This is a genomic window from Streptomyces capparidis (genome assembly GCF_054782095.1).
This window is the reverse complement of sequence record NZ_BAAGTD010000004.1, coordinates 110745-137666: the sequence shown is the minus strand read 5'-3', so window position 1 is coordinate 137666 and position 26922 is coordinate 110745. Positions and strand designations below refer to the sequence as shown.

27 protein-coding genes, 2 pseudogenes and 2 riboswitches are annotated in these 26922 nt (G+C 74.3%); of the genes and pseudogenes, 16 read left to right on the top strand and 13 right to left on the bottom strand.

Annotation, left to right across the window (positions count from 1 at the left end):
• Window positions 1–88: 88 nt before the first annotated feature.
• The 5 genes and pseudogenes from ACYVO2_RS05390 to ACYVO2_RS05370 all read left to right on the top strand — a co-directional run.
• A pseudogene (locus tag ACYVO2_RS05390) lies at window positions 89–310 on the top strand (peptidase inhibitor family I36 protein); the annotation flags it as partial.
• Window positions 311–625: 315 nt separating this feature from the next.
• Window positions 626–1018: a sortase-dependent protein gene (locus ACYVO2_RS05385; protein WP_461006527.1), complete on the top strand. Its 393-nt coding sequence runs from the start codon at window positions 626–628 to the stop codon at window positions 1016–1018.
• On the top strand, window positions 1015–1620 hold the full coding sequence (locus ACYVO2_RS05380; RefSeq protein WP_461006420.1) for a class F sortase: 606 nt from the start codon (window positions 1015–1017) through the stop codon (window positions 1618–1620). The genes ACYVO2_RS05385 and ACYVO2_RS05380 overlap by 4 nt, the downstream gene beginning before the upstream one ends.
• 85 nt (window positions 1621–1705) lie before the next feature.
• On the top strand, window positions 1706–2197 hold the full coding sequence (locus ACYVO2_RS05375) for an RNA polymerase sigma factor (RefSeq protein WP_461006419.1): 492 nt from the start codon (window positions 1706–1708) through the stop codon (window positions 2195–2197).
• The gene (locus ACYVO2_RS05370; RefSeq protein ID WP_461006418.1) at window positions 2181–2654 is read left to right on the top strand and encodes a hypothetical protein; all 474 of its coding nucleotides are present in this window, start codon (window positions 2181–2183) and stop codon (window positions 2652–2654) included. Before ACYVO2_RS05375 ends, ACYVO2_RS05370 begins: the two co-directional genes overlap by 17 nt.
• A 179-nt stretch (window positions 2655–2833) precedes the next feature.
• Here the strand turns inward: ACYVO2_RS05370 and ACYVO2_RS05365 are convergent, their stop codons facing one another.
• Together ACYVO2_RS05365 and ACYVO2_RS05360 are read right to left on the bottom strand one after the other, a co-directional pair.
• The gene (locus ACYVO2_RS05365; protein WP_461006417.1) at window positions 2834–3448 is read right to left on the bottom strand and encodes an ankyrin repeat domain-containing protein; all 615 of its coding nucleotides are present in this window, start codon (window positions 3446–3448) and stop codon (window positions 2834–2836) included.
• Window positions 3445–4680, bottom strand: a complete 1236-nt coding sequence (locus ACYVO2_RS05360) for a hypothetical protein (RefSeq protein ID WP_461006416.1) — start codon at window positions 4678–4680, stop codon at window positions 3445–3447. Before ACYVO2_RS05360 ends, ACYVO2_RS05365 begins: the two co-directional genes overlap by 4 nt.
• Window positions 4681–5361: 681 nt before the next feature.
• Between ACYVO2_RS05360 and ACYVO2_RS05355 the strand changes: the two genes are divergently transcribed.
• The gene (locus ACYVO2_RS05355) at window positions 5362–5748 is read left to right on the top strand and encodes a RidA family protein (protein WP_461006415.1); all 387 of its coding nucleotides are present in this window, start codon (window positions 5362–5364) and stop codon (window positions 5746–5748) included.
• A 42-nt stretch (window positions 5749–5790) separates the two neighbouring features.
• Window positions 5791–5889, top strand: a pseudogene (locus ACYVO2_RS05350) (IS5/IS1182 family transposase); the annotation flags it as partial.
• A 230-nt stretch (window positions 5890–6119) separates the two neighbouring features.
• On the opposite strand, the gene aztA reads toward ACYVO2_RS05350, so the two are convergent.
• Window positions 6120–6866, bottom strand: coding sequence for a zinc ABC transporter ATP-binding protein AztA (gene aztA / locus ACYVO2_RS05345; protein ID WP_461006414.1), 747 nt, complete (start codon window positions 6864–6866; stop codon window positions 6120–6122).
• Between the two features lie 14 nt (window positions 6867–6880).
• On the opposite strand from aztA, the gene aztB reads away from it, so the two are divergent.
• From aztB to ACYVO2_RS05320, 5 genes are all read left to right on the top strand, one after another.
• The gene (aztB, locus tag ACYVO2_RS05340) at window positions 6881–7738 is read left to right on the top strand and encodes a zinc ABC transporter permease AztB (RefSeq protein WP_461006413.1); all 858 of its coding nucleotides are present in this window, start codon (window positions 6881–6883) and stop codon (window positions 7736–7738) included.
• Window positions 7739–7758: 20 nt separating this feature from the next.
• Window positions 7759–9000, top strand: a complete 1242-nt coding sequence (locus ACYVO2_RS05335) for a hypothetical protein (RefSeq protein WP_461006412.1) — start codon at window positions 7759–7761, stop codon at window positions 8998–9000.
• On the top strand, window positions 8997–9956 hold the full coding sequence (aztC, locus tag ACYVO2_RS05330) for a zinc ABC transporter substrate-binding protein AztC (RefSeq protein WP_461006411.1): 960 nt from the start codon (window positions 8997–8999) through the stop codon (window positions 9954–9956). Before ACYVO2_RS05335 ends, aztC begins: the two co-directional genes overlap by 4 nt.
• Window positions 9957–10043: 87 nt before the next feature.
• Window positions 10044–11249, top strand: a complete 1206-nt coding sequence (gene aztD, locus ACYVO2_RS05325; protein ID WP_461006410.1) for a zinc metallochaperone AztD — start codon at window positions 10044–10046, stop codon at window positions 11247–11249.
• A gap of 163 nt (window positions 11250–11412) precedes the next feature.
• Window positions 11413–12399: a ferric reductase-like transmembrane domain-containing protein gene (locus ACYVO2_RS05320; RefSeq protein ID WP_461006409.1), complete on the top strand. Its 987-nt coding sequence runs from the start codon at window positions 11413–11415 to the stop codon at window positions 12397–12399.
• Here ACYVO2_RS05320 and ACYVO2_RS05315 read toward each other — a convergent pair whose 3' ends face one another.
• The 8 genes from ACYVO2_RS05315 to ACYVO2_RS05280 all read right to left on the bottom strand — a co-directional run bounded on the left by ACYVO2_RS05315 (window position 12400) and on the right by ACYVO2_RS05280 (window position 20665).
• Window positions 12400–13203: an ABC transporter ATP-binding protein gene (locus tag ACYVO2_RS05315; protein ID WP_461006408.1), complete on the bottom strand. Its 804-nt coding sequence runs from the start codon at window positions 13201–13203 to the stop codon at window positions 12400–12402. It lies immediately after the preceding gene.
• Complete coding sequence (locus tag ACYVO2_RS05310) at window positions 13200–14315, bottom strand: FecCD family ABC transporter permease (RefSeq protein ID WP_461006407.1); 1116 nt, start codon at window positions 14313–14315, stop codon at window positions 13200–13202. Before ACYVO2_RS05310 ends, ACYVO2_RS05315 begins: the two co-directional genes overlap by 4 nt.
• Window positions 14312–15316: an ABC transporter substrate-binding protein gene (locus ACYVO2_RS05305; RefSeq protein WP_461006526.1), complete on the bottom strand. Its 1005-nt coding sequence runs from the start codon at window positions 15314–15316 to the stop codon at window positions 14312–14314. Before ACYVO2_RS05305 ends, ACYVO2_RS05310 begins: the two co-directional genes overlap by 4 nt.
• Before the next feature lie 42 nt (window positions 15317–15358).
• Window positions 15359–15538: riboswitch (cobalamin riboswitch) on the bottom strand.
• Between the two features lie 52 nt (window positions 15539–15590).
• Window positions 15591–16340 carry a class I SAM-dependent methyltransferase gene (locus tag ACYVO2_RS05300; protein ID WP_461006406.1) on the bottom strand — a complete coding sequence of 250 codons (750 nt, stop codon included), beginning with the start codon at window positions 16338–16340 and terminating at the stop codon, window positions 15591–15593.
• Window positions 16341–16597: 257 nt separating this feature from the next.
• Window positions 16598–17860, bottom strand: a complete 1263-nt coding sequence (locus ACYVO2_RS05295) for an ATP-grasp domain-containing protein (protein WP_461006405.1) — start codon at window positions 17858–17860, stop codon at window positions 16598–16600.
• Complete coding sequence (locus ACYVO2_RS05290; protein ID WP_461006404.1) at window positions 17857–18879, bottom strand: cysteine synthase family protein; 1023 nt, start codon at window positions 18877–18879, stop codon at window positions 17857–17859. The genes ACYVO2_RS05295 and ACYVO2_RS05290 overlap by 4 nt, the downstream gene beginning before the upstream one ends.
• Window positions 18876–19778 (bottom strand): GHMP family kinase ATP-binding protein, encoded by a 903-nt coding sequence (locus ACYVO2_RS05285; RefSeq protein ID WP_461006403.1) that lies wholly within the window; start codon window positions 19776–19778, stop codon window positions 18876–18878. Before ACYVO2_RS05285 ends, ACYVO2_RS05290 begins: the two co-directional genes overlap by 4 nt.
• A 201-nt stretch (window positions 19779–19979) precedes the next feature.
• A riboswitch (cobalamin riboswitch) is annotated at window positions 19980–20201 on the bottom strand.
• Window positions 20195–20665 (bottom strand): universal stress protein, encoded by a 471-nt coding sequence (locus ACYVO2_RS05280; protein ID WP_461006402.1) that lies wholly within the window; start codon window positions 20663–20665, stop codon window positions 20195–20197. Its footprint overlaps the riboswitch before it by 7 nt.
• Before the next feature lie 838 nt (window positions 20666–21503).
• On the opposite strand from ACYVO2_RS05280, the gene ACYVO2_RS05275 reads away from it, so the two are divergent.
• Window positions 21504–22136, top strand: a complete 633-nt coding sequence (locus ACYVO2_RS05275; protein WP_461006401.1) for an RNA polymerase sigma factor — start codon at window positions 21504–21506, stop codon at window positions 22134–22136.
• Window positions 22129–23100 carry a CU044_5270 family protein gene (locus ACYVO2_RS05270; protein WP_461006400.1) on the top strand — a complete coding sequence of 324 codons (972 nt, stop codon included), beginning with the start codon at window positions 22129–22131 and terminating at the stop codon, window positions 23098–23100. The genes ACYVO2_RS05275 and ACYVO2_RS05270 overlap by 8 nt, the downstream gene beginning before the upstream one ends.
• 294 nt (window positions 23101–23394) lie before the next feature.
• Here ACYVO2_RS05270 and ACYVO2_RS05265 read toward each other — a convergent pair whose 3' ends face one another.
• Together ACYVO2_RS05265 and ACYVO2_RS05260 are read right to left on the bottom strand one after the other, a co-directional pair.
• Complete coding sequence (locus ACYVO2_RS05265; RefSeq protein ID WP_461006399.1) at window positions 23395–23784, bottom strand: hypothetical protein; 390 nt, start codon at window positions 23782–23784, stop codon at window positions 23395–23397.
• The gene (locus ACYVO2_RS05260; protein ID WP_461006398.1) at window positions 23781–24092 is read right to left on the bottom strand and encodes a ribbon-helix-helix domain-containing protein; all 312 of its coding nucleotides are present in this window, start codon (window positions 24090–24092) and stop codon (window positions 23781–23783) included. The genes ACYVO2_RS05265 and ACYVO2_RS05260 overlap by 4 nt, the downstream gene beginning before the upstream one ends.
• 818 nt (window positions 24093–24910) lie before the next feature.
• Between ACYVO2_RS05260 and ACYVO2_RS05255 the strand changes: the two genes are divergently transcribed.
• Window positions 24911–25738 carry a helix-turn-helix domain-containing protein gene (locus tag ACYVO2_RS05255; protein WP_461006397.1) on the top strand — a complete coding sequence of 276 codons (828 nt, stop codon included), beginning with the start codon at window positions 24911–24913 and terminating at the stop codon, window positions 25736–25738.
• Window positions 25739–25828: 90 nt separating this feature from the next.
• Window positions 25829–26893, top strand: a complete 1065-nt coding sequence (locus ACYVO2_RS05250; RefSeq protein ID WP_461006396.1) for a methyltransferase — start codon at window positions 25829–25831, stop codon at window positions 26891–26893.
• The last annotated feature ends 29 nt before the right edge of the window (window positions 26894–26922 follow it).

Sequence of the window (26922 nt, the reverse complement as noted above, 5' to 3'; positions counted from 1 at the left end):
GTCATCGATTGAACGCACACTGTGACGTCGGGGCCCTCGGTCGAAGACGGGGCGGGGCTGCGTGCGCCGCCCGGCGCCGGCCCGGGGCGTGGCGCGGTGGAGACCTCGGACCTCTGCCGCCGCGGCCTTCCTCGTCCTCACCGGCAGCCTCGCCGCCGCCGCGCCGGCCGGCGCGGCCGACTGCCCGTCCGGCCAGTTCTGCGCCTGGGAACACGACAACTTCCAGGGGCAGCGGGCGAACTGGCACGGCGACGACGGGTGGTGGGAGAGCTACATCGCCGACGCCGACTCCTCCTGGGCCAACCACGGCACCGTGCGGGACCAGCAGCCGGTGCGCGCCATCCAGTCCCGTTCGGCATCCTCGCCGGCATCGCAGTCCCCGGCGCAGGCCGGCACCGCCTCACGGGGGTCGGCGGCGGCCCGGCGCCTTCCCCGCTCCCCACCACGGTTTCCACGGGCGCGCGCCCGGCCGGGTGACCGCGCCGGGCTCCCGGGCGCGCGCCGGAGCCCAGCGGTTTTGCCATCTCTTTACAACCTGCTCCCCCGCTGTCCTGTCTCTCCCCTCGATCCACGACCCAGCCCGCCGGGTCTCGCAGGCGGGCGGACCGACGAAGGAGAGCGATTCATGCGCCGAACTGTCCTCGCCGCCGCGGCACTGGCGTGCGCCGCCGTGCTGGCGACCGCGGTGCCCGCGTTCGCCGACGGGGCGCCCCAGGCACCCTCGGCCGCCCCGTCCACCGGGCCCGAGCGGGCCCCGACCGAAGCGCCCTCCCCCGTCCCCAGCGCCCCGGCCGAGCGCACCGCGCCGAGGGACGAGTCGCCGGCGCCGAGGGAGGACACGCGGACCCCGCGGGAGGTCACCGTCGTGCCGGAGGGGGCGCCCGACACGGGTGTGGCGCCGGTGTCCTCCTCGTCCGGCAGCTCGGACGGGCTGGTCGGCGGGGGTGCCGCCGCGGCGTTCGCCGTCGGCGGCGCGGCCGTCGTCCTCGTGCGCCGCCGGAGGGCGAGCGGGGCATGACCCCGCCCTCCAGGCGCGCGTTCGCCACCGCGGCGCTGGGCTGCCTGCTCGCGGGCTGCGGCGGCCACCGGGCCGGCCCCACCGCGCCCTCCGGGAGCGCGCGCCCGCCTTCGCGGACCCCCGCGCGGGCGGCGCACGCCCTCGGACGCTCGGTCCCGGTCGCGCTGCGGATCCCGGCCATCGGGGTGGACACCCCGGTCATGCGGCTGGGGCTGGCTCCGGACGGCACCGTGCAGGTGCCGCCGGTGGTGGAGCACGACCTGGCGGGCTGGTACCGGCACTCGCCGACGCCGGGTCAGGTCGGCCCGTCGGTGATCCTCGGCCATGTGACCGTCGGCGCGTACGGTGACGGGGTCTTCCGCCACCTCGCGCGGCTGGCTCCGGGCGACCGGGTCACGGCGCGCCTGGAGAACGGCACCGAGGCGGAGTTCGCCGTGACCGCCGTGCGGACGGTGGCCAAGGCGGACTTCCCGACGGACGCGGTCTACGGGGACGTGGGGCGCCCGGAGCTGCGGCTCATCACCTGCGGCGGCCACCGCTCGGGGGACGGCTACCCCGACAACGTGATCGTGTTCGCCGCGCTGGTGTCCGCGAGCCCCTGACCGCACCCCCGTGTCCCGAGCCGCCGGCCCCGAGCGCCGGCGGCCCGGGACACCTGCCGCGACCCGCACCACGACATGGAGAGCGTTGAAACGGTCCCGCGAGAAGGCAGCGTCCGAGTTGTTCGCCGTCCTGTATCCGCGCCTCGCCGGCTGGTGCCGCCGTCTGGTCGACGACGACGAGACGGCCCACGAGATCGCCTCCGAGGCGTTCACCCGTCTCTGGGCCCGCTGGACGGCCGTGGCGGAGCCCCGGGGCTTCCTGTACGTCACCGCGGCCAACCTCGTCCGGGACCACTGGCACAGGCTGGAGCGCGAACGCAGGGCCGTGCGCCGCGCCACCACCGAGGCCGCCGTCCGCCCGCAAGGCGAACCGGCCGACCCGTCGGTGCGGCTGCTGGTGCAGTCGCTGCCGGAGCGGCTGCGCGTCCCGATCCTGCTGCACTACTACGCTGACATGCCGATCCGGGAGGTGTCCGAGCTGACCGGGCGCAAGGAGGGGACCGTCAAGGCCGACCTCCACGCGGCCCGGGAGCTGCTGCGCGCCCATCTAGGGAGAAGTTGTGACCACACACTCTGACCGCGGTCCGGACTTCGAACCCGACGACCCCCTCGCCGCCCTCCTGCGCCCCTCCCCCGTCCTGCTCGTCCCGCCCCCCGGCCGGTACGAGGCGATCCGCCGCGGCGCGGCCCGCCGCCGGCTGCTGCGCGCCGCGGCCGGCGTCGGCCTGTCCTGCGCGGTCGCCGTCCTCGTCGCCCTGCCGTTCCGCCTGGCGGGGTCCGAGGCGCCGGCCTCCCCGCCCGTCCCGGTCGTCCCGCCGGCCGCGAGCGCTCCCCCGGCCCCGCCGCCCTCCCCTTCGGTGTCCCCCGGGCGCGACCATCCCGCAGAGAACCCCCGGAGCAGCCCGTCCGACCCGCGCCGCGGCCCCGTGGACAGGGCGACGACGCCCTCCGTGGAACCGTCCACCGCCCGGGAGGAGCCGGCGCAGCCCCCGGGCAGGTCCCGCACCGCGCCCGAGGGCGTCCCGCGGCGGTGAGGCGGCGGCCGGGGCGCCGGGGTCGCCTGGGCCGCGTACGACCGGAACGCGCGCCGCGGACGGCACCCGGCGGACGTGGACCAGGGGTACGGCCGGTCCCGGGACCGGGGGCGGGGGCGGGGGCGGGGGCGGAGCACGCCCGGACGTACGGCGGCCCGCGCCCGCCCCGGGGCGGGCGCTCAGGTGAGCAGGGCCGCCGCCTCCTCCCAGGGGGAGGGGTGGTCGGGGTCGCGTTCCGGGAGTCTGTCGTACGCCGTCAGCCGGTCGGCGTCGCGGGCGTGCGGGTCGGCGCCGTGGGCGCGCAGCAGGCGCAGCATCGGGATGTCGAGGTTGCGGGCGGCCACGCCCAGGGCCGTCATGCCGTGGAGCCCGCCCGGCGGGTCGGGCGGCGCGCCCGAGCGCAGCAGCAGGGCCGCTGTCCGCGTGTCGCCCAGGGCCGTCCACCACACCAGGGGGGTGTCGCCCTCCGCGCCGGTGACGCCGGGGTCGGCCCCGGCCGCGAGCAGCAGCCGCACGGCCTCGCGCTGCTCGCGGAACGAGGCCATGAGCAGCGGGGTCGCGTCGTGGGCGCCGTCCCAGGCGTTGGGGTCGGCGCCGGCCCGCAGCAGCAGGACCAGGGTGTCGAGCGGGCCGGCGTGCTCCAGCTCCTCGACCGCGGCGTGCAGCGGGCGCCAGTGCGGTGCGGCGCCCCGGGGTGTGTCCGGGTCGGTGCCGGCGCGCAGCAGCGCGGCCACGGCGTCGGCGTCGTGGCGTTCGACGGCCGCGAACAGGGCACCGTTCCGGTCGCTGTTCACCGGCCCGCCATCGGGTGGCCGGGGGCGCAGTTCTGGGCTTCCAGGGCCAGGCAGTGGTTGATGCCGTTGCGCAGGAAGTCCATGGCGTCCTGGTGGGCCTGGTCGGGGCGGCCGCCGAAGCACTCGTCCTGGATGCGCTGGCGGATCGCCATGCAGGCGCGCATGGCGGCGATGCGCAGGCGGATCTCCGAGCAGGGGGTGCGCGCCAGCCGCTTGGGACTCACCTTGCTGGGGCTGCAACTGGTGCCGGGGATGCTGTTGCAGATCCGGTCCTTCTCCGCCTGGAGGGCGTCGAGCACCGAGTCGTCGCAGGTCTGGTTGGGGTGGCGCCGGGAGACCGCCTGGGGCTGGGCGGAGGTCTGCGGGGAGGTCTGGGGCTGGGCGGACGCCTGAGGGGCCGTCGCCGGGTCGCGCAGCAGCAGGTAGCCCACGCCGATCGCCGTGCCGGCGGCGAGCAGGACCACGGCGCCGATCACCCATCCGGGAGGCCCGGCGGCGGCCTCGACCTCGCCGGCGCCTGCCGCCTCCACGGCCAGGATCGTCTCGCCCCCGGCGATCAGGGTCCTGGCGAGCGAAGAGCCCTCGACCACGGCCGCCGTCGCCGTGCGGGCGCCGTGCGCCGCGGCCAGGCCCTGGGCCGCCGCGGTGCCCTCGGCGGCCAGCGCCTCCGACGCCAGCAGCCCGCGCTGCACGCCGCCCCCGCCGGAGGCCACCAGGCCCAGGCCCGCGGTGGCCGCGACGGCGTACTGCCCGTCGGAGCGCAGCACGGACAGCGCGGGGCGTGCCCCCGGTGGCGCCTGCGGGGAGCGCGGCGTCGCGAGCGCCCCGCGCGCGTCGATCTCGGCGAGCGCCAGGGCCGTCTCGGTGTCGACGGCCGACATCTCCGGCGGTGCGCCCTGCTCGGGCGGGCAGGACGCGACCGTGGGATCGCAGTCGCGCTGGACGGCCGCGCCCTCCTTGCGGGCGCGCTCCTCCTCGGTGCAGTCGCAGGGCACGGGGCCGCAGCGCTGCACGGCGAGGGCGGCCGGGGCGGGCGGGACGGTGGTGCGCGGGGGCGGGACGACGGTGCGGGCGGCGCGGTTGCCGGCGAGGCGCTGGAGCCGGAGGACGGCCTGGGGGGACAACGGCGGCCCCGGGTGCGGGGCGGCGGCCGGGTGCTGGGCGGGGGCGGGACCCGGGTGGCGGGGACGGTCGTGGTCCGCCGCCTCCTCCTGCGTCGTCAGCGTGTGCATGCGGCCCCCGGTCGGTCGTGGCGCGTCGGTATGCCCGCATGGTCCCGCGGAACGGGCACGTCCGCCCCCCGTTTGACGCGTTTTTGCGGGAGGTGCACCGGAACGCCGGATACCGCACCGGACGGGCAGGGAGCCGCCGCGTGGCCGTGCCACCGGCCGCCCCGGCCCGGGGCTTGGCAGTCCGCGGCACGCGCGCGCACCGGCTTCCACCGCGGTCGGGTGCCGCCGCGGTGGGGGTGACGGCGACGACGTGCCCGCCGCGATCCTCACCTCCGGTCGCCGGACCGGTGGGGCCGTGGGCTGGTGGCGCTCGGCCGCGCGAGGCAGCAAGGCCGCTTGGCGCCGACGGGGTTCGGCTCGCGACGACGTGCGGGCGTCGCCGTGGTGGGAGCGGCCTCGGGCGGGGACGGACCATTCGGTGCCTGCAAGGCCGTGTCGCGATCTCGTCGCGCCTGAGCCCACGGACATGCGCTCGGCTGGTGGCCGAGGTGCGCCGTGAGGGCGCTGGGGAACCGGGCCGGGGGCGCCCCTGGGAGCTTCCCGTGGAAGACCGGGTGCTGCTGGTGACCGCCCATGGGCGGACCGGCACCGCCGTCCTCCCGCTCGCAAATCGCTTCCCCTACGTCCTGCGAGCACTCGATGATCGGTCCGCAGCCGTCCGTCCAGAGAGCGAGGCAGTCGATGGAGCTCGTGCCCCACAACCCGACCGCAGGCGTCTACGCGGCCACCGACGACTATGTGCACGCCATGGAGGTCCGAGGCGCCACGCGACTGCTGTTCGTCGCCGGCACCATGGGCTTGGACCCCGCCGGGAGGCCCGGGACCGGCCTGGAGGAACAGCTCGACCTGATCTGGTCGAACATCCGCGCCATCCTCGCCTCGGCTGACATGACCGTCGACAACATCGTGCGCCTGACCAGTTACCTGCGAGACCCGGCCCACGCAGAGGCCAACGCCGCCGCCCGCACGGCCGCACTCGGCGGCAGGCGTGTCCCGACAACCGCGATCGTCGCGACGACGCTCGACAGTGACTGGCTCGTCGAGATCGAGGTCATCGCTGCCGGCTGACGCCCCGCGCGCCCGGTTGCGGGACGGCCCCCGATGCGGTCGCGGCGGCTCGCGCCGCTGTTCGGAGGCTCGCCGGCCACGGTGTGCCGGGGCGTCCAGCGGCTGCGACCACTGCCGGCCATTGAGCCGGTCACCCGGCCGGGCGTCGTCGAGGGGGTCGGGGGGGAGCAGCGGCAGGGTTCCCGCGGCTGTCGGCTTACACCTTCTCACTTCCCGCAGGAAGGCCGCGGCCGCGTTGCGGCCGGGACCACCGGTCAGGCGTCGTTGTGGTCGGCGATCACGGGGGACGGCCTTCCCGGCCGGCAGCACCATGCGGTGACCCGCCTCGGCGCCCGTGGCAGCGAGAGCCCCGGTGCGGGAGGGCCGGGTCCTCAGGGGGCGGGTCTCCAGATGTCGGCGAGCGTCGAGGGGGTGAGGAGTCGTTCGGGGTGCCCCTGCCCCGCCAGGTGGCCGTCGCGGAGCAGGAGGCAGGCGTCCGCCGAGCGTGCGGCGTCCAGGTCGTGCGTGGCGTGGACGACGGTCACCCCGTCGGCCACCAGCTCCGTCAGAAGGGCGGCGATCCGCTCCCTCGCCTCGGGGTCGAGCCCGGTGGTCGGCTCGTCCAGCAGGAGCAGGTCCGATTCCTGGGCGAGGCCCTGGGCGATCAGGGCGCGCTGCCGCTGTCCGCCGGAGAGCTCCCCGAGTTGGCGTGCGGCGAGGTGGGTCACGCCCAGACGCTCCATGGCCGCGTCCACGGCGACACGGTCGCGCCGGGTCAGCCGGCGCCACGGTCCGCGCTCCCCCCAGCGGCCCATCTCCACCGTCTCCCTGACCGTCAGGGGCAGCGTGTCACCGATGGCGCCGCGCTGCGGGACGAACGCGGGCGGCCGGTCGCCGTCATGGCCGAGTTCACCGGATGTGGGCGGGATCACTCCGGCCAGGACTCCGAGCAGGGTGGACTTCCCGCTTCCGTTCGGGCCGACGAGCGCGGTGGCGGCGAACGCCGGTATCTCGGCGTCCAGTTGGTGGAGGACGGGGTGGCCCCGGTAGCCGGCGGACAGCCCGGTGAGGCGGACGCGGGGCGGCCGGCCCTCAGCGAGGGCGGCGGAGGAGCCCAGTGTTTTGAACATGATTTTCATTGTAGATTGCTCGCATGGAGTGGTTGACGGGCCCCTTCGAGGTGACGTTCGTGCAGCGGGCCTTGTGGGGCGGGATGCTGGTATCGGTGATCTGCGCCCTGGCGGGCACCTGGGTGGTGCTCAGGGGAATGGCGTTCCTGGGCGACGCCATGTCCCACGGGCTGCTGCCCGGAGTGGCGCTCGCCGCGCTCCTCGGCGGAAACCTGCTGGTGGGCGCACTGCTGAGCGCGGCCGTCATGACCGCGGGCGTCACCGCCCTCGGCCGCGTCCCGAAGCTGTCCCAGGACACCGGCATCGGCCTGCTCTTCGTGGGGATGCTGTCCCTCGGTGTGATCATCGTGTCGCGCTCGCAGTCCTTCGCCGTGGACCTCACCGGGTACCTCTTCGGTGACGTCCTCGCGGTCCGCGAGCAGGACCTGATGCTGCTCTCCGGGGCGCTGCTGGTGGCGCTGGCCGTCTCGGTACTCGGTCACCGGGCCTTCCTCGCGCTGGCCTTCGACCCGCGCAAGGCCCGGACGCTCGGCCTGCGTCCTCGTCTCGCCCACGCCGTCCTGCTCGGACTGCTGGCGCTGGCCATCGTCGCCTCGTTCCACATCGTGGGGACGCTGCTGGTGCTGGGGCTGCTCATCGCCCCGCCGGCCGCCGCGCTCCCCTGGGCGCGCAGCGTGCGGGGCGTAATGGCCCTCGCGGCGCTGCTCGGCGTCACCGCCACCTTCTGCGGCCTGCTGGTGTCCTGGCACCTGAGCACCGCCGCCGGCGCGACCGTCTCGGCTCTCGCGGTGGTCCTGTTCTTCCTCTCCCACCTGGCATCCGGTCTCCGCCACCACCGCCGTGCGCACCTCGCCGGCGTCCCCGGATCCGCGACCGACTGACGGAAACCGAGGCGATTCACGTGTTCTTCCGAGGAAACGTCCCTGCTCGAGGGGCGGCCACCCTCTTGGCCGCCGCCTTGCTCACCACCGGCTGCGCGGGTCAGGAGGACCCGTCCACCGCGCCAACGAAGCCCTCCTCGGCCTCCGCCACCCCGCACGGATACGTCGAGGGGGCCCAGGAGAGAGCCGAGCAGCAGTCCCGGCTGCTGCTCAACGACCCGGGGAGCGGAGAGACCCGGGTACTGGACCTCATCACCGGGAAATCCCACGACGTGCCCCGGAAGACGGGCGCCAGGGCACTCACCACGGACGGCCGGTTCGGCTACTTCCACACCGCGGGCGGCACGCACGTCCTCGACGGCGGCGCGTGGATGGTGGACCACGGCGACCACGTGCACTACTACCGCGCGGCCGTGCGCGACGTCGGCCAACTGCCCGCGGGGCCACGGGCCCAGGTGCGCAGCGACGCCGCCGTGACCGCGGTGACCGACGGCGGCCGGACAAGGCTCTACCGCCGGGCCGAACTGGAGAAGGGCGAGGTCGGCCCCTCCCGCACGCTTCCCGGCACGCACACGGGCGCCGTCGTGCCGTACGCGGAGCACCTGGTCGCGCTCGCGGACGACGGGCGCGGGCCCGCGAGGCTCGCCGTCTACGACCGCCGGGGCAGGCCGGTCACCTCGCCGCGGGCGCGGTGCGCGGACCCGCGGGGCGATGCCGTCACCCGGCGCGGAGTCGTCCTCGGCTGCGCCGACGGGGCCCTGCTCGTCCTCGAGGACGACGGTGTGTTCCGGGCCGTGAGGATCCCGTACGGCCAGGACGTGCCCCCGAACGAACGCGCCGCGGCCTTCCGGCACCGGGCCGGCAGCGACACCCTCACCGCGCCGGCCGGGGGCCGGGCCGTGTGGGTGCTGGACGTCACCGAGCGCACCTGGACACGGGTGCGGACCGGGCCCGTCGTCTCCGCCAACACCGCGGGTGAGGGCTCCGCACTGATCGTCCTCCAGACCGACGGATCGCTGCACGGCTACGACATCGGCACCGGCGCGCACATGTCCAGGACCAAGCCGCTCCTGGCGGACGCTCCCGAGCCCGGCACCGGCGGGACCGCCGGACCGGTTCTCGAGGTCGACCGCAGCCGGGCCTACCTCAACGACCCCAAGGGCAAACGCGTGTACGAGATCGACTACAACGACAACCTGCGCATCGCGCGCACCTTCGACCTGGACATCGAGCCGGCCCTGATGGCGGAGACCGGACGATGACGGTACTGACGCGCTCCCTCCTCCGGCTGCGCCGCCTGCTGCCGGCCCTGGTCGCCCTCGCCTGCGTGGGCACGGCCACCGCCTGCGCGAGCGGCGACGACCAGCCCCGGGTGGTGGTGACGACCAACATCCTGGGCGACATCACCCGGGAGATCGTCGGCGACGAAGCCGCCGTCACCGTGCTGATGCAGCCGAACGCCGACCCGCACTCCTTCGGCCTGTCGGCCGTGCAGGCCGCCGAACTCGAGCGCGCCGACCTGGTCATCTACAACGGGCTGGGCCTGGAGGAGAACGTCCTGCGGCACGTGGACACCGCCCGCGAGTCCGGCGTGCCCGCCTTCGAGACCGCCGCGGCGGTGGACCCCCTCACCTTCCGTACGCACGACGACGGCGGCCCGGAACGCGAGGCCGGGCAGCCCGACCCGCACTTCTGGACCGACCCCGACCGCGTGCGCAAGGCCGCCGACCTGATCGCCGACCAGGTGATCGAGAACGTGGACGGCGTGGACGAACAGGCGATCCGCGGCAACGCCGACCGCTACGACGCACGACTCGCCGACCTCACCGCATGGATGGAGAAGACCTTCCAGCGCATACCCGAGGACCGGCGCGCGCTGGTGACCAACCACCACGTCTTCGGCTACCTCGCCGACCGCTTCGGCTTCCGGGTCATCGGCGCGGTCGTCCCCAGCGGCACGACGCTGGCCTCCCCCAGCTCCTCCGATCTGCGCTCACTCACCCAGGCCATGCGCGAGGCGGGGGTGCGGACCGTCTTCGCCGACTCCTCCCAACCCAAGCGACTGGCCGAAGTCCTGCGCACGGAGCTGGACGGCCGGGTGCGCGTGGTCGAGCTCCACTCCGAATCGCTGACCGAGAAGGACAAGGGCGCCGGCACCTACCTCCAGATGATGCGGGCCAACACCACCGCCATGACCGAGGGCCTGACCGGCGCCTGACCCCGCCCCCGGGACAAACACCGGCCGGCCGCCACACACCCGGAACCCGACGCCGCGCCCGCGCGGCCCAGAAAGGAACACACAGCAGTGAGCACGTCGACACGCAAGCGAACGATCACCGCAACGGCCCTCGCCCTGGCGCTCTGCGCGGCCCTGGCCGCCTGCGGAGGAGAGGACACCTCCTCGGCCGCCAAGGACCCGGCGAAGCGGTCACCGGGCACCAAGGCCGCCGCCGCGGTGAAGGAGCCGCTGGTCGCCACGTTCGACGGCGGCCTGTACATCCTGGACGGCCGGAGCCTCGAGCTCGCCGGGACGATCGAGCTGCCCGGCTTCAACCGCGTCAACCCCGCCGGCGACGACACCCACGTCCTCGTCTCCACCGACTCCGGATTCCGCGTCCTGAACGCCGCCGAGCAGACCTTCACCGGCGTCGAGTACCGGGGCGCCAAGCCCGGCCACGTCGTCCGGCACGCCGGCAGGACCGTCCTGTTCACCGACGGCACCGGCGAGGTCAACGTCTTCGACCCCGACGACCTCGCCGCCGGTACCAAGCCGGAAGGCCGCACCTACACCTCCGCCGAGCCCCACCACGGCGTCGCCATCGAGCTGAGCAACGGCGAACTGCTCAGCACCCTCGGCACCGAGGAGAAGCGCACCGGAGCCCTCGTCCTGGACAAGGACAACAAGGAGATCGAGCGCAACGAGAAGTGCCCCGGCGTCCACGGGGAGGCCGCGGCCAAGGGCGAGGCGGTCGCCGTCGGCTGCGAGGACGGCGTCCTGATCTACAAGGACGGCGAGTTCACCAAGGTCGACGCCCCCGACGACTACGGCCGCATCGGCAACCAGCAGGGCAGCGACGCGTCGCCGGTCCTCCTCGGCGACTACAAGACCGACCCGGACGCCGAACTGGAGCGGCCGACCCGCGTGTCCCTGATCGACACCGGGACCGCGAAGCTGCGCCTGGTCGACCTGGGCACCAGCTACTCGTTCCGCTCGCTCGGCCGCGGCCCGCACGGCGAGGCGCTCGTCCTCGGCACCGACGGCGCCCTGCACGTCATCGACCCCGGCACGGGCAAGGTGGACAAGAAGATCCCCGTCGTGGACGAGTGGCGGGAACCGCTGGACTGGCAGCAGGCCCGGCCCACCCTGTTCGTCCGCGACCACACCGCGTACGTCTCCGAGCCGGGCAAGCGCAAGCTCCACGCCGTCGACATCGAATCGGGCGAGAAGCTCGGCTCCGTGACCCTGCCGAAGAGCACCAACGAACTGTCCGGCGTCGTCGCGGGCCACTGACCAGCCAGCCACGGCGGCGCTCCTGCCCCCACGCCGCACCCACCGGACCGGGGTGCTCCGTTCTGGCTGGAAGCAGACCTCGTGAAGCGCCGTGTCTCGGTGACACTTGTGTCACTCATGCCACACGCCACCTGGTGGTGGCCGGTGTTCGGGAGGTTCGGGGATGCTGCCGGAAGCCACGCCGGACGGGGACGGCACGGCCGCGTCGTCGGCACGTGGACGGAGCGCCGCCGGCCGGGGCGCGCTCCGCGCCGACCTGCGGGCCGCCCTGCCCGACGCGGCCGCCGCGGTGGGGGTGACGGCGGCGGTGTTCGCGCTGCTGTACGCGCGGATGGAGTCGGGCTCGTCGGCGACGGTCGCGGTGATGCCGTTCATGGACGACCCCGCCGAGTACTGGATGTACCTGCTCAGCCAGGCGTTCGGCTGGTCGGGGCTGCTGTGGGCGTGGGGCACGGTGATGCTCGGGCTGCTGGTGTCGGGGCCGCGGTCCGACCGGTTGCCGGTCTCCCGCGCGGCCCTGGAGCGCTGGCACCGCACCACGAGCCTGACCACCATGGCCCTGATGGCCGCGCACGCGCTGATGTTCGCCGCCGAACTGGTGCGCTACGAGGCCCGGCTGTCCTGGGCGGACCGGCTGTGGAGCGGGTTCGCGGACTCGTTCGTCCCCGGGTGGTACGACTCGGGGACGGGCCGGACGGCCATCCCGATCGGTCAGGGCGCCCTCTACCTCGCCGTCCCGCTCGGGCTGCTGTTCTACCTGCGGCACCGCATCGGCGCGAACACCTGGCGCCGGCTGCACCGGTTCGTGATCGTCGTCTATGTGCTGAGTGTGTGGCACACGCTGCTGTACGGCACCAACGTCTGGTACGACGAGTGGCCGCGCACCGTGCTGTGGTTGCTGCAACTGCCGGTCGCCGCGCTGCTCCTGCTGCGGCTGCTGCGGCCCGCCCGGCGGGCCGAGCGCCTGGGCCCGCCCGGCCGCCGGGAGGGGGCGTCCCGGGCGGGGTGGGCCGTGCGGGCCGCGGGCAGACTGGCGGTCGGCGCCGTGGTCGTGGGGCTGCTGGCGGTGGTGGTGTCCGGCCACGACGGCGGGCGGGCCCGCCCGGCCGATCCTCCGGCGACGGCACCGCACGATCAGTCATCGGAGTGATCAGGAACCCGCCGGGGCGGCCCGGTCCGGCTCCGTGGGGAGGAAGGTCACGTGCGGCGCGCCGGTGCGCGGGTGGATGACGACCTCGCAGACGACGCCGTACACCTCGGCCAGCAGCTCCGGGGTGAGGATCCGGGCGGGCGGGCCGGAGGCTGTGACCTCGCCGTCGCGCAGGACGTGCAGCCGGTCGCAGTAGTAGGCGGCCAGGTTGAGGTCGTGCAGGGCCACCAGGACGGTGGCGGGCAGCCGCCGCAGCACGCCCAGGACCTCCAGTTGGTGCCGGACGTCCAGGTGGTTGGTCGGTTCGTCCAGGACGAGGAGCGCCGGCTGCTGGGCGAGGGCGCGGGCGATGAGCACGCGCTGGCGTTCGCCGCCGGAGAGCCGGTCGAAGGGGCGGTCGGCCAGGTCGGCGGCGTCCACCGCGGTGAGGGCGGACTCGATCAGGCCGACGTCCTCGGCGGTGTCGCCGTCGAGCAGCCGCTTGTGGGGGGTGCGGCCCATCGCGACGACCTCGCGCACCGACAGGTCGAGGTCGGCGGCGGGCTCCTGCACCACGGCGGCCAGGGTCCTGGCCAGGCGCCGCGGGGACAGTGACCAGGCGTCGGCGCCGTCGACACGGACCTGGCCGGCCCGCGGGCGCAGCACGCGGTAGACGGCGCGCAGCAGGCTGGACTTGCCGCTGCCGTTGGGCCCGACCAGGCCGATCACCTCACCGGGGCGCGCGGTCAGGGAGACCTCCCGCACCAGGTGGCGCGCGCCCGCGGTGAGGGTGACACCGTCGATGACCAGTTCTGCCGCGGTCATGCCACTCCTCGGTCGGTGTGGCGCCGGGCGTCCCGGCGCATCAACCACAGGAAGAACGGTCCGCCGCACAGCGCGGTGAGCACACCGACCGGGATCTCCGTCGGTGCGGCGACGGTGCGCGCGGCGATGTCGGCCCAGATCAGGAAGACCGCTCCGGCCAGTGCCGCCGTCGGCAGCACGCGGCGGTGGTCGCCTCCGACGAACAGGCGCACGATGTGCGGCAGCATCAGGCCGACGAAGCCGATGGGCCCCGCCGCCGCCACCAGCACGCCCGTGACCAGGGAGAGCAGCACGAACATGCGGGCCCGGAAGCGGGCCACGTCCAGGCCCATCGTGGTGGCGGCCTCCTCGCCCGCCAGCAGCAGGTTCAGGTGGCGCGCCCGCGCCATCAGGATCCCGATGCCGAGCAGCAGGGCACTGCTCGGCAGCCACAGCGTCCCCCAGTCGACTCCGCCCAGGCCGCCCAGGGTCCAGGCGAGGACCGCCCGCGCCTCGTTGCCCCGGTCCGTGGTGAGCAGCAGCAGGTCCAGCACCGCGGTCAGCACCGACGCGATCGCCACACCGGAGAGCACCAGCCGCGAGGAGGTGACGCGTCCGCCGGTGCTGGCGGTGGCGTAGACGAGGAACAGGGCACCGAGGGCACCGGCGAACGCGGCGGCGGACAGCGACACCGGACCGAACACGCTCACCCCGAAGACGATCACCATCACCGCGCCGAGGGACGCCCCGGAGGAGACCCCGAGCAGATACGGCTCGGCCAGCGGGTTGCGCACCAGGGCCTGCATGGCGGTGCCGACCACGGCGAGACCGGCGCCGGTGACGGCCCCGAGCAGCACCCGCGGCGCCCGCACGTCCAGGACGATCGTCTCCCGTGCCGTGGACCACGTCGGCTCGGACCGGTCGAGGCCGAGCGCGTGCGTCACGATGCCCCACACCTCGCCGGGGGGCACGCGCACCGATCCGATGGCCATGCCGGCCGTGGCCGAGAGCAGGAGCAGCAGACCGAGGGCGACCAGGGCGAGGGTGAGGGAGCCGCGGCCGGGCCGGTCCCCGGCGCGCGGGCGCCGGGCGGCGTCCGCGGCCGCGGGGGTGTCCTTGGCAGGAGCCCTCACCGGAAGCTGCCGGGGTGCAGGCCGCGGGCCAGGTCCTCGACCGCGTACGCCGAGCGGACACCGACCAGGGTCGCGGTCAGCGGCAGCACCACGAACCGCTTGTTCCGGATGGCGGGCACATCGGCGAGCGCGGGCCGGGAGAGCAGGAACTCCTTCTTCCGCTCGACGCTGCCGGCGCCGGCGTAGTCGTAGATGGCGATGACCTCGGGCCCGCGGTCCACGACCTGCTCCCAGGAGACGTCGGCGAAGACGTCGTCGAGGTCCGCGAAGGCGTTCCGGCCGCCGGCGAGCCGGATGAGCTCGGTGCCCAGGCTCCTGCCGCCCGCGGTGAAGGCCGTCTTGTCGCCACTGTCGTAGACGAACACCGAGACGGCGGATTCGCTCCGCACGGCGGAGGACGCCTTGCCGACGCGTCCCCGCAGGTCGGCGACCAGCTTGTCGGCCCGGTCCGGCACGCCGAAGATCCTGCCGATGGTGCGGATCTCGTCGTAGGTGTCCTCCATCGTCACCCGCTTCCTGCCGCAGTACTCGCGGTTGAGGTAGGTGTCGATGCCCGCGTCGGCGAACGCCTCGCGGGAGCGTCCCTCGTTCTCGGCGAACGCGCTGCCGTAGCCGCCGTAGACGAAGTCCGGCTCGGCGTCCAGGACGGTCTCGAACGACGGCTCCTTCCTCGCCAGCTCGGGGACGGCCTCGAAGTCCTTCCTCAGCTCGGGCAGGACTGCCGAGTCGGGGAAGGCGGTGCCCACCATGCGGTCCTTCAGGCCCAGGGCGAGCATCAGCTCCGCCGGGTGCTGGTGGATGGTGACCACCCGGGAGGGCGGCTCGTCGTACGTCGTCCGTACGCCGCAGTTGTCGATGGTGACCGGGAAGCCGTCGACCGGTGACGCGGCGGTCTCCGGCTTGCCGGCGGAGTCGTCGCCCGTGCCGCACCCGGCGGTCAGCAGGGCCGCGGAGAGGGCGAGGGCCGCGGCGGCGGCGCGCAGGCGGGAACGGCGGGGCATGCGGTGGTACACGTGAAGCCTCCTGGGGAGTCCGCGCTCCTCGGAACGGGCCCGCGACAGGCCAGTGTCCTGACTCCCGGATCGACGTTCCCCCTGCCTTCCCACGCGGTGCGCGGTGGCATGCCGAAGGGGTGCACTCCCCGGTCACAGTGGCGGGACCGTGCCGGATTCGCACCGGCTTCCTGTCTCCCGTCGCGGCGATGACCAGGCGATCCTACTTATCCGTGCACCGGGGGTGAAAGGGCGCGCGCACGACCGCACGCCCCGCACCGCCTCATCCCTCGCGGACCGCCCGCAGGACCAGCCGCTCGGCATTCTCGTCGTACGGGCGGCCGTCGAAGCCGCCGAACACCTCCACCCGGCCGAACCCCGCCTCCTCGACCATCCGCCGCAGCTCCACGGCGCTGTAGACGAACCACACCAGCGCGGCCCGCGTCACCCGCTCGCCCCGGACCAGCACCCAGTCGCTGCGCAGCCGCGCCCAGTCGTCCAGCACGGTGTCGGTCTGCACCAGCAGGTCCGCGCCGCGCCGCACCACCTTCGGCGGGGTGACCCTGCGGGCGAGCTGCTCCTTCCCGGCCAGGTCCAGCAGCACGCTCCCCCCGGGGGCCAGACAGGTGTACATCGTGCGCAGGACGCGGGCGTTGTCGGCGGGGTCCTCGAAGTACCCGAACGAGGTGAACATGTTGAGCACCACGTCGAAGGCGCCCGGCTCCGCGTACTCCAGCACGTCGGCCCGGACGTACCGGACCGGCGCCCCGGCCCCTGCGGACAGCGCCCGCGCCCGCTCCAGCATGGCCGGGCTGCGGTCCACACCCGTCACGGCGAAGCCGCGGCGGGCCAGCGGCACGGTGAACACGCCCGGCCCGCAGCACAGGTCCAGCACCCGCGCTTCGGGCGCGAAGGACAGCAGGGGGGAGCTGTCGAGCAGTTCCTCCGCCCGGGCGTAGCGCTCATCGGGGAAGAGGAAGTCGTGGAACTCGGTCCAGAAGTCGTCGTCCTGGAATCCGCTCGTGTGGGTCATGGTGTCTCGGTGCTCCTTGTCCGTCGTCGCCCCGGTTGTCGTCGTGGCGGTTCCCGTCGTGCTCTCCCTCGGCCCGGCCGCTGCCCTCCCCGCTGCCGCCGTCCTCCCCGCCGTCGCCGGCGCGCGGCGCGCCGTTCCGGCCGCGCGGCGACCATGAAGCTGCCGAGCGGGATCAGCGACGAGTTGGGCGGCAGGAACCGCGGCGGACCGCTGAGTGTGGCCACCATGGGGCCCGGGCCCGCGGCGCCCCCGGCCGCTCACCCACCGTCCGTCCGCCCGGGCCGGTCGGCGAAGGGCTCGGTGAGCACCCGCACGGTGTTGGCGGCGGCCACGGCCCGGTGCGTGGCGAGTTCGGCGGTCTCGGCCTCCGCGTAGACGATGCCCGCGTAGCCCCGGCTGTCGTCGAGGTGCTCCAGGCGGTCACCGATCCGCTTGACCGGGTACCAGGCCGGTGCGCCCGGCATCCCCTTCAGCCGGTCGAGCCCGGCGACCCCGGTGAACACCCCGGGCGCGGCCGGGTAGCCGAGGACGAAGGCCACCGCCGGCCCGCCGGGCGGCCGGGCGTCCATCAGCCGGGGGCAGCGGCCCAGCGCCGTCTCCACCATCGCCTCGTACACGTTGACGCCCAGCGCCCGGCACATGCCCTCGCCGACCAGGGCCCCGCCGATCCGCGGATTGACCTCCACCACCTCCGGGCCGTCGGCGGTCAGCACGAACTCCACATGGGCGAAGCGGTCGGTGTACCCGATCGCGGCGAGCACGCGGCCGAGCCACTGCTCGAGGGACACTCGCCGCGGTTCCGGGAAGGCGACGGGGAACGCGGTCGTCTCCTCGCGGAAGCGCGGTTCCGGGGACATCAGCCGGCTCGAGACGCCCAGCAGCCGGGTCCGGCCCGCCCAGGTGAGCGTCTCGGCGCTGTACACCGGGCCGCGGAAACACGGCTCGGCGAACAGCCGGCCCGCCAGCCGCCGCCCGGCGGCCTCCGCCAGCGCCGCGTCCAGCTCACGCTCGTCCCGGACCAGCCACACATTCTGGCTGCCCGTGCCCGCCGAGTCCTTCAGGATCGCGGGCAGACCCACCTCCTCGAGCAGCAGCGCCCGCGGGTCGGTGCCCGGCTCCGCGGCGGCGGGCGCGGCCTCGAAGGCCCTGCCCCGGGTCAGCCCGGCCCGGTGCAGCCGGTTCCGCACGGCGGCCTTGTCCCGGGTCAGCCGCAGCACGGCCGGGTCGAGGCCGGGCAGGCCGAAACGGGCGGTCAGTTCGGCGCCGACCAGCGTCCAGGTGTCGGTGGAGCTGATCAGGCCGCGCAGCCGGGGGGTGCGGTGCAGCAGCTCGGCCACCCGCTCGGTGTCGAAGGTGTCGGTCTCCACGACGTCCAGGGCGCCCGGGGGGAGCCGGTCCAGTTCGTAGGCGTACCAGGACGGGTCACGGGTCAGCAGCCGCAGCCGCTCGCCGAGCGCGTCGGCCGCGCGCACCAGGTGGCCGAGTCCGAAGGTGAGGGATTCCAGGCAGACCACGGTCATGCCGCCCGCTCCTTCCAGCGCTCCGGGCAGGGGGTGCGGTTCCACGCCATCGTGGACCACGGCATGGCCATCTCCTCGGGGTCCGCGACCTCCACGGGCTTGAGCGTGGCGGGGTCAGGGGCCTCCCGGTGGCGGGCGAAGACCCGCTCGACGTAGCGGTGGCCGGTGTCGGCGCCGACCACCAGGTGCAGCCGGTCGGGGTCGCGGCGCGCCTCGTGGGCCGCCGCCAGGTAGGCGGCGCCGGTGGACAGCCCGGCGAACACCGCGTGCCCGCGGAGCAGGGCGACCGCGCCGGCCATGGCGTGGGTGAAGTCCAGCCAGTGCACGGCGTCGTACAGGTGGTGGCGGACGTTGTCGAAGACGATCGACGACCCGATCCCCGCGATGATCGCCTCCGGGTCGTGGTGGTGCTGGCTGCCGAACGTCACGCTGCCGAACGGCTGCACCCCCACCAGCCGAACCGACGGGTCGCGAAGCCGCAGGTGCTCCACGATCCCGCCTGTCGAGGCGCCGGAGCCGACGCCGCCGACCACGGTCAGCGGCCGCCCGCCGCACTCCGTGGCGACCAGGTCGGCGACTTCGCGGTAGCCGAGGTAGTGGACGTCGTCGTGGTACTGGCGCATCCAGTGGCAGCCGGGGCGTTCGGCGAGGATCTGCTTCACCCGCCGCACCCGCAGCTCCTGGTCGAGTTTCAGGTTCCGCGACGGCCTGACCTGCTCCACGGTGGCGCCCAGGATCTCCAACTGGGCGAGGGTGGTGGTGTCCACGGTGGTGGACGCGACGATGTGGCACCGCAGGCCGTGGCGGTGGCAGGCCAGCGCCAGCGCGTAGGCGTAGATGCCGCTGGAGCTGTCGATCAGGGTCTGCCCCGGGCGGACCGCGCCCCGGTCCAGCAGGTGCCGGACGGCCGCGAGCGCGGAGTAGATCTTCATCGACTCGAACCGGACCAGGACCATGCGGTCGGTGAGGCGGACCAGATCGGGCGTCTTCAGGGCGTCGGCGATGTGGTGGTGGATCACCCGTAGCCTCCTTGGGCGAATGAGCACTGGTGGCCGAGCGAGCGGAAGAAAGCGGACAGGTCGGACTTGGCCTCCCCGGTCGGGCGGCGGGAGAAGAGGTAGCCGATCAGGGATCCGGTGTGGGCGACGAACACCCCGTCGGCACCGAACTCCTCGCGGTGGGCCAGCAGGTCCTCGAACGTCTCCTTGGGCAGCACCTCCTGGGAGAGCACGGCGCTGGCGGTCGCCGCTCGGGCGACGACGGCCCGGTCACCGGACTCGAAGCCCTTGAGCAGGTCGGTCAGGCACCGCTCGTACTCCTGGCCGCGACGCCGGTAGTGCCGCAGCAGCCCCTCCGTGACGGCTTGGGTGTCCACGGTGCCGGGCTCCGCGACGTAGGCGGTGTGGAAGCCGATGCCCGTGCCCAGCCGCCGGACCACGCGGTGCCGGGCGCTGAGGTGGAGAGCGAACTCGTCCAGGAAGACGCTGTCGGCCCGCTCGATCGCGGCCAGGACACCGAGGACCGCGTCCTGGTCGTACGGCAGGGAGAAGACGCGGAACAGGCAGCGCAGCGTCGCGACGACATCAGCGGTGGAACTGGCCATCCCGACACCGACGAGCAGCTCGGAGTGCGTGCTCCAGCGGCCCGACGGCAGCGACAGGCCGAAGCGGTCGAGGAAGAGGCCCGCCGCCGTCGACGCCTTCCACCCGAGGGGCGGCGCCGTGACCGGGTCCGGTCCCGGGGTGAAGTGGACCCAGGAGTGCCGGTCCACCGGAAAGGACACCAGCGCGATGTCCGGATCGGGCCCGGGGGCCAGCGGGCCCTGGTAGAGCTCGCCCAGCGTGCCGTGGCAGGCGCCGGAGGCAGCACGGCCGCCGGAGGGCCGCGGACCCCGTCCTCCTGCCCCGAGTGTCAGCACGGCACGCCGCGGCGGGGTCGGCAGCCGGTCGGTCCACGGCCGGCGTGGATGCGGACTTCAACGGTCACGAGCGCGTCCTCCCTCGTCGTCCCGAGCCTTTGGGCACCGGCCCGGGGGGAGGCGGCTCCGCGGCGCGTGCGCCGTCGGAACGTTCGGAAGCGCCGACCCAATCCCCGAGGTCGCCGTGCACAGCCCGTGCGTCTCACACGTGCGCGGCTGGCAGGTCTTCGGACTCGTGGGCCCGCCCGGCGGACATCCGCCGGACCACTACTGGCCGTCGCTTCCCGGGCCGACTCGACGCCCCAGTGCCATTGACGGCGTTCGCTCCCACTCACCGCTGCGGGACAGTCCCGGATTCCCACCGGGTTCCCTCTTGCGACGCGCCCCCGAACGGAGGTGCGAACCAACTGCGTGTATCACCGTAGGAGCCTCGGGCCGATCGCGACAGAGCGTGCTCGTCCAATTGGCCTGATACAGCGATGTTGGCCCGATGTGATCGGTGTGACGGCCGGCGGGCCGGCGGGAGGGCCGCGCGGCCTGCCCGCCGGCCCGCGGGAACAGTCCGTCCGCGCCGCCGGGTTCGGCGTCTCCGCGCGGATCATCGTCCAGCCGTTGAGCGCCCCGAGACCCGAGACGATGGCGGCGACCGCGACCGCGTCCCCCGCCCAACTGCCGCCGAAGATCGCGTCGGCGGCGTCGGTGAACGGAGCGGTGGACTCCCCCAGCCGCTGGTGCGAGCCGCGCATGCCAGGGTGCCGGTCGACGACGCCCCCGGTCAGCTCCGCCTGGCGCAGCGCCCAGCGCAGTGCCCGCGTGGACGGCTCCGAGCCGTCCACGCCGACCACGATCCGGCCGCCGGGTGCGTGTGTGTCGTCCGTCCGGCTCACCCTGCCTCCTCCTGCCGTGACCGTGTCCTCCCGCGCTCCCGCCGCGCGGTCAGGTGCCCGCGCCCGCCGGCGGGGCCGGCACGAAGACGACCGCGGTGGGGCTGTGCCGCGGGCAGTGCGGGTCGGTGCCGCCGGGGATCTCCGGGGAAAGGCCATCGTCATCGAGTTCAACCAGGAAACATGCCGCCCCTGCCCGGCGCGCGACCAGTGCGCCACAGCTCGAAGACCGGAGGCCGGATCCCCTCCCCGCAACCCCGCGAGGTCTAAGAAGTCCTCGACCACGCCCGCCTCCGGCAGCGCGACAAGCGGTGGCGAGCCAAGTACGGAACCCGTGTGGGCACCGCGGGAACCATCCACCAGGCCGTCGCAGTCACCGGGATGAGACGTCCCCGCTCTGTCGGTCTCCGGAAGACCACCTGGAGCACGCCTTCTCCTCCGCCGTCGCGCGCGCTCAACCTCATACGCCTCGATGCCTGGTGGGACGGCCACCCGCTCGACCGCACCCGCGTCAGCCACCTTGCCCGGCTCGACGGAGCGAAGGCTGCGAGGGCGTCGGCGTCGGTCGCGCGAGCGTGCGGGCATGCGGGCGTGCGGGAAGCAGTCGACCCATGCGGTGCTGTCGGGATAGGAAGAGTCCTGGCCGAGTCGGGTGGCTGCGGCCTCGATGTCGAAGTGCGTGGCGCGGAGTTCGACGCCCGGGCCCAGCAGGGCCCAGTGCGCTCCGGTCCGTCCGTGGGGCATGCCGATGAGGTCTGAGGGAACCGCTTCGGCGCGATGGGCGAAGGACAGGTGAAAGCCCAAGTATTCGAGCGTCGTCCCTTGGACGAGAGGAGCCCCGATGACCGTCGGACCAGGCGTCGGCATCGGCACCACGCGTGCCGATGCGGAGAGCGACGCCTCAGTGATCGCGCGGTCCCGGGATGAGCCCGAGGCGTTCGCCGCGCTCTTCGACCGGCACGCCGACGCCGTGCACCGCTATGCGGCCCGCCGCCTCGGCGGCGAGGTCGCCGATGACCTCGTGGCGGAGACCTTCACCACCGCGTTCCGGCAGCGGCATCGCTACGACCCGGCCCGCGGCGCGGGCGCCGACGCCCGGCCCTGGCTGTTCGGCATAGCGACCAACCTGATCGGCCGGCATCGGCGGGCCGAGGCCCGCCGGTTCAAGGCCATGGCCCGGGTCCCGGCCCTCGCCGACCACGACGAGCCGCTGGCCGACCGGGCCGCGGACCGGGTGGGGGCGCGGGCCGTACGCCGCGAGCTGGCGGCGGCGCTGGCCGCGCTGCCCGCTCGGCACCGGGACGTGCTGCTGCTGGTGGCCTGGGGTGATCTCGGCTACGAGGAGGCGGCCCAGGCCCTCGGTATCCCCGTGGGCACGGTCAGATCACGGCTGCACCGGGCTCGCAGCAAGCTGCGCGAAGCATTGGGCGGATCCAATCCGACGGCACTGCGAGAGGTATCCGACCATGAATGACGAACTCGAACTCTTGAGGGAGTGGGACGCGGACGCGGCCCCGCTCGCCGGTCCGGCCCGGGACCGGGCCCGGCACCAGTTGCTCAACGCGATGGCCCACGCGGACCAGCGCACCGGCACCGGCCCCGGTCGCCGCCACGCACTGCGCCTCGCGGCGGCCGCAGTGGTCGCCACGGCGGTCACGGGGACGGCGGTGCTGATCGGCACGGACGGCTCCGGCGAGGGACGCGCACCGGGCACGAGCACCCCGCGGCTGGAGAACGCCGCCGCGACGGTGCTGAACGGGGCGGCGGCGTGGGAGCGCGAGCAGGAGAAGGAGCCGGTGGCGCCGCGCGACGACCAGTTCATCTACTCGAAGCGGATCATCAAGGAGACGGAGCAGAAGACCGGCGAGGTCAAGACCTACACCGACGAGATGTGGGACTCGGTGGACGTCTCCAAGCCCTCCTTGACCATGGAACTGGGCCGCGAGATGTGGGAGGAGCCCGCGGAGAACGGCGGCGGGGTGTGGCCACCCCGGAAGTGGAGCAAGCTGGAGAAACTGCCCCAAGACCCGGAGAAGCTCATCCTGGCCATCATCTCCTACGGCTCCCGGCCCGACGACCGGCCGATCAGCGATCTCGACAAGCCCGAGCGGTACGAGGCCTACTGGCTGCTCGGCGAGCTCCTGAAGAACCCGGTGCTGCCCCAGGGACTGCGCCCCGCGGCGTACGAGGCGCTGGCCCTTGTGCCCGGCATCAAGACGATCCCGGGGGTGCAGGACTCCGCCGGGCGGACCGGGGTGGGGATCGCCTCCACCGAGCGCGGGTCCTACGAACGCAAGTACCTGATCTTCGACCCGGCGTCGTATGAATTCCTGGGCTTCCGCGACGAGCGGATCTCGGCTTCCGGGGAGAAGAAGTACATCCAGCTTTCGCACGTGGTGGACTGGGGGATCGTCGACCGGGTGAGGCAGCGCCCGTAGGCCGCTGTCCCGCGGCCGGGACCCGCGGGGCCGCCGGCACCGGCAGATGGTCGCCGGCGGCCCTGAGGTTCGCCTCCGGGAAGTCAGTGGGGTGCCGCGGCCGAGGCGACGCCGGGCGGCGAGCACTGACCGGCAACCCGATCGGGGCCGTCCCCGGGGAGGTCACCCAGGCGCGGCTCTCGGCCGGGCGGGCCGGCGTGGTCACCGACCCCGCCGAGCAGGCGAGGCTGTCACGGAGCGGACCGCCGTCCTGGATGCCGCTGCGGGACCCGGTCTTCCGGCGTGGGGTGGGGGTCAGGTGATCTGTTCGGTGTCGATTCTGGCGTCCACGTTCTTGTAGGTGCCGGGGTGCAGGGTCAGGACGGGCAGGCCGGTGGCGAGGGCCAGGTGGGCGGCGTGCGCGGTGGCGATGTCGGCGGCGCGTTCGTGGGCGATCTGCGCGACGGCCCAGCAGGATGCCTCGTCCAGGGGCCGGAAGACGAAGCTGGGCGCGGCGAGTGCCTGCTGGAGGCGTTCGAGGTTTTCACCGGGCACGGATTCGGCCAGGCCCTGGGCGAAGCACGCGGCCGGGACGTACAGGGGCTGGGCGGCCCGCACCGAGACCATGACGCGGGCCGCCAGGTAGGCGCGGCCCAGCGCCAGGGACCGCACGGCGGTGTGGTCCAGGATGTAGCCGGTGCTCACGCCGCCCGATCCCCGGGCTGCTGCTCCTGGTCCTCCTGCTGCGCCTGCCGCGGCGCCTGGGTGGGGTAGCCGCGGCAACTGTCGGCGGCCAGCACCGCCTCGAGCGCCTGCTCCCACGCGTCGGGGTCCTCCCGGCGGGCGCGTTCGGCGAACCAGTCCACGGCGCGTTGCGCGCGCTCGGCGCGCTCAAGCCGGTCGGCCACGGCCGCCTCGATGAACGCCGACCTGCTGCCGAGCCCGCCCGTCAGCTTGTCCACCGCGGCCACGACGTCCTCGTCCAGCGTGATGGTGACCTTCCTCGTTGCCATAGCGCCACCTTACTCCAGTAAGGCGGATCCGGTGCGAGGTGGCGGGAGGACCGATGGCCGGGATCGCGCCGTTGTCGATCGGGGTGCCCATCAGCAGCCCGGCGCGTCGGCGAGCCGCGGGCCGTCCGCCCGGCTCAGGGCGTGTTCCAGCAGGGATCCGGCCGGGCCGCCCCGGGCGATGAGGTGGTCCCCCACCTGCTCGGGGAACGCGGGGGCGGGGAGACGGCGCTGCCCCCGGAAGGGCCGGGCGTTCGACGGTGGCGGTGAAGACCTCGGAGCCGCGCGGGTGCAGCGGCGGCAGTCCGAACGTCTCGCAGTGGAACGGGTGCCGGTCCGCCACCGGGGAGTCGAGCACGTGCTGGAGCCACTTCGCCGTCTCACGGCCCACTGCGGTGTCCTCGTGGCCGGTGCGCGAGGTCAGCAGCACCACCGCAGGCGGGCCCCGCCTGTCCTGCAACACCCGCAGCGGCATCATGGTCTCCCCGACCCAGCTCACGCAGCGGACCCGCACACCAGCCCGGTCGCTCAGCCAGACGGCCGCCTCCAGCGCCGCACCCGGGTCGGCGGCTCCGGTGCCGCCGCGGACCGCGGGCGGGCTGTCCTGCCGCGCCTCCGGCACGGCCGAGACGCCCTGCATTTCGCCGGCCAGGGTGGTGGCGGAGGTGCCGATGGTGGTGCGGGTGGTGACGCGGCCGGTCCCCGGGGCAATGGTCCTGTGCTCCGCCGACCGGACCGGCAGCGCCCGGGTTGCGGCGGGGTCGCGGAGGCGAGGAACTTTCGTCCAAGACAGGGCCGCCGGAGTCGGCGAGGGTGGGGGCATGCGCAACCACGACGCGGGGGCCGATCCCGTGGATCGCGACGCCGCGAACGGCTGGGAGGTCGTCCGTCCGCTGGGCGGCACGTCCGTCGACGGCGTGCGGATGGCCGGTTACCGCGACCGCACCGGCGCCGGGCTGGACATGCAGGTGCTCCCCCAGCCTGCCGTGATCGTCGTCATCGGGCTCGGGGACGACCCGTTCACGGTCGAGGGCGCCACGGGGCACGAGTCCCTGAGCGGCCTCGTCGCCGGGCTGTCGCCCGGTCCGGCGCGCATCCGCGGCGAGCGTGTCGAGTGCGTCGAACTGCGCTTGTCCCCCCGGGCCGCCTATGCGCTGCTGGGCGTCGCCCCGCACGAGCTGGACGGGTCGGTCACCGGTCTTGAGGAGCTGTGGGGGCGGCACGAGCGGCGCCTGCGCGAGCGGTTGGCCGGCGCCGCGGCGTGGCAGGAGCGCCTCACGCTGGTGGAGGGGTTCCTCGCGGAGCGGGCCGCGCGAGCACCGTCGCTGTCCCCCGAGGTCGCCGCCGTCTGGGACAGCATCGTCGCCCATCGAGGCCGGGTGCGGGTCGGTGACCTCGCCGCGTCCTGCGGATGGAGCCGCAAGCGGCTGTGGTCCAGGTTCAGGGCCCAGATCGGCCTCACTCCCAAGCGCGCCGCCATGCTGGTCCGCTTCGACCGCGCCGCCCGAGCGCTCAGCGCGGGCCGGAACGCCGCGGACGTCGCCCTGGCGTGCGGATACGTCGACCAGTCCCATCTCCATCGGGACGTGCTGGTCTTCGCCGGGTGCACGCCCGGCGCCCTGGCCTGCCGGGCGACGTCCGCGGGTTAGTCCGCGCACCCACCGAGGAGACCCTCCACCGGCGCGGCACCCGCGCCGGTCACCGTCACCTGCCCATCGAACGAAGGAAGGAAGACACCTGTGATGAACACCGATGTCCCGGCAGCGGGCATGGCCGACCAAGGCCTGGTCGTGCGGCTCGTCTTCGGAAGCATGGCCGCGCAGACCCTGCGCGCGGCAGTCCGGTTGAGGGTGGTCGAGCTGATCGGCGACGGGCGGCGCGGGGCCGCCGAGGTGGCCGCCGCTGCGGGAGCCGAGCCCCAGCCCATGACCCGGCTGCTGCGCGCCCTCACGGGTCTCGGCCTGCTGGCGGAGGACACACCCGGCTCCTTCTCGGTGACCGGCGCGGGGGCGCTCCTCGACCCCCGCCGACCCGACTCGCTCACCTCGTTCGTGCGGGTGTTCACCGATCCGGTGGTCGTGCGCGCCTGGGAGCACCTGGACGACAGCGTCCGCACCGGCGGCATCGCCTTCGACACCGTCTTCGGCACGGACTTCTTCAGCCACCTCGCCGAGCATCCCGAGCTCTCCGCGGACTTCAACGCGGCGATGAGCCAAGCCGCCGGGGAGACCGCCGCCGCGCTGCCGCACGCCTTCGACTTCGGCCGGTTCACCGCGGTCACGGACATCGGGGGCGGAGACGGCACCGTCCTGGCCGGCGTGCTCGACGCGCATCCGGGTCTCACCGGGGTCGTCTACGACACGGCGGAGGGCCTGGCCCAGGCGCCCGAGACGTTGCGGCGGCACGAACTCGCGGAACGCTGCTCGCTGATCGCCGGTGACTTCTTCCGCTCGGTTCCCGCCGGCTCGGACCTCCACCTGATCAAGAGTGTCCTGCACGACTGGACGGACGACCAGGCGGTCACCATCCTGCGCCACTGCCGCGAGGCGCTGGCGCCCGGCGGCCGTGTCCTGATCGTGGAGCCGGTCCTGCCGGAAGTCGTCGACACCGGCGCCGAGGCCCACGCCGCCGACGACGGCATCACCTACCTGAGCGACCTCAACATGCTGGTGAACGTGGGCGGCAGGGAGCGCACCCGCGGGGACTTCGAGGAGGTGTGCCACCGCGCGGGCCTGGTGCTGACGTCGGTCACCCCGCTCGCGGACGCCGCACCGTTCTCCCTCATCGAGGCTGCCGCCGGCTGACGACCACCCGGTGCCGGCCTGGGTTCGTC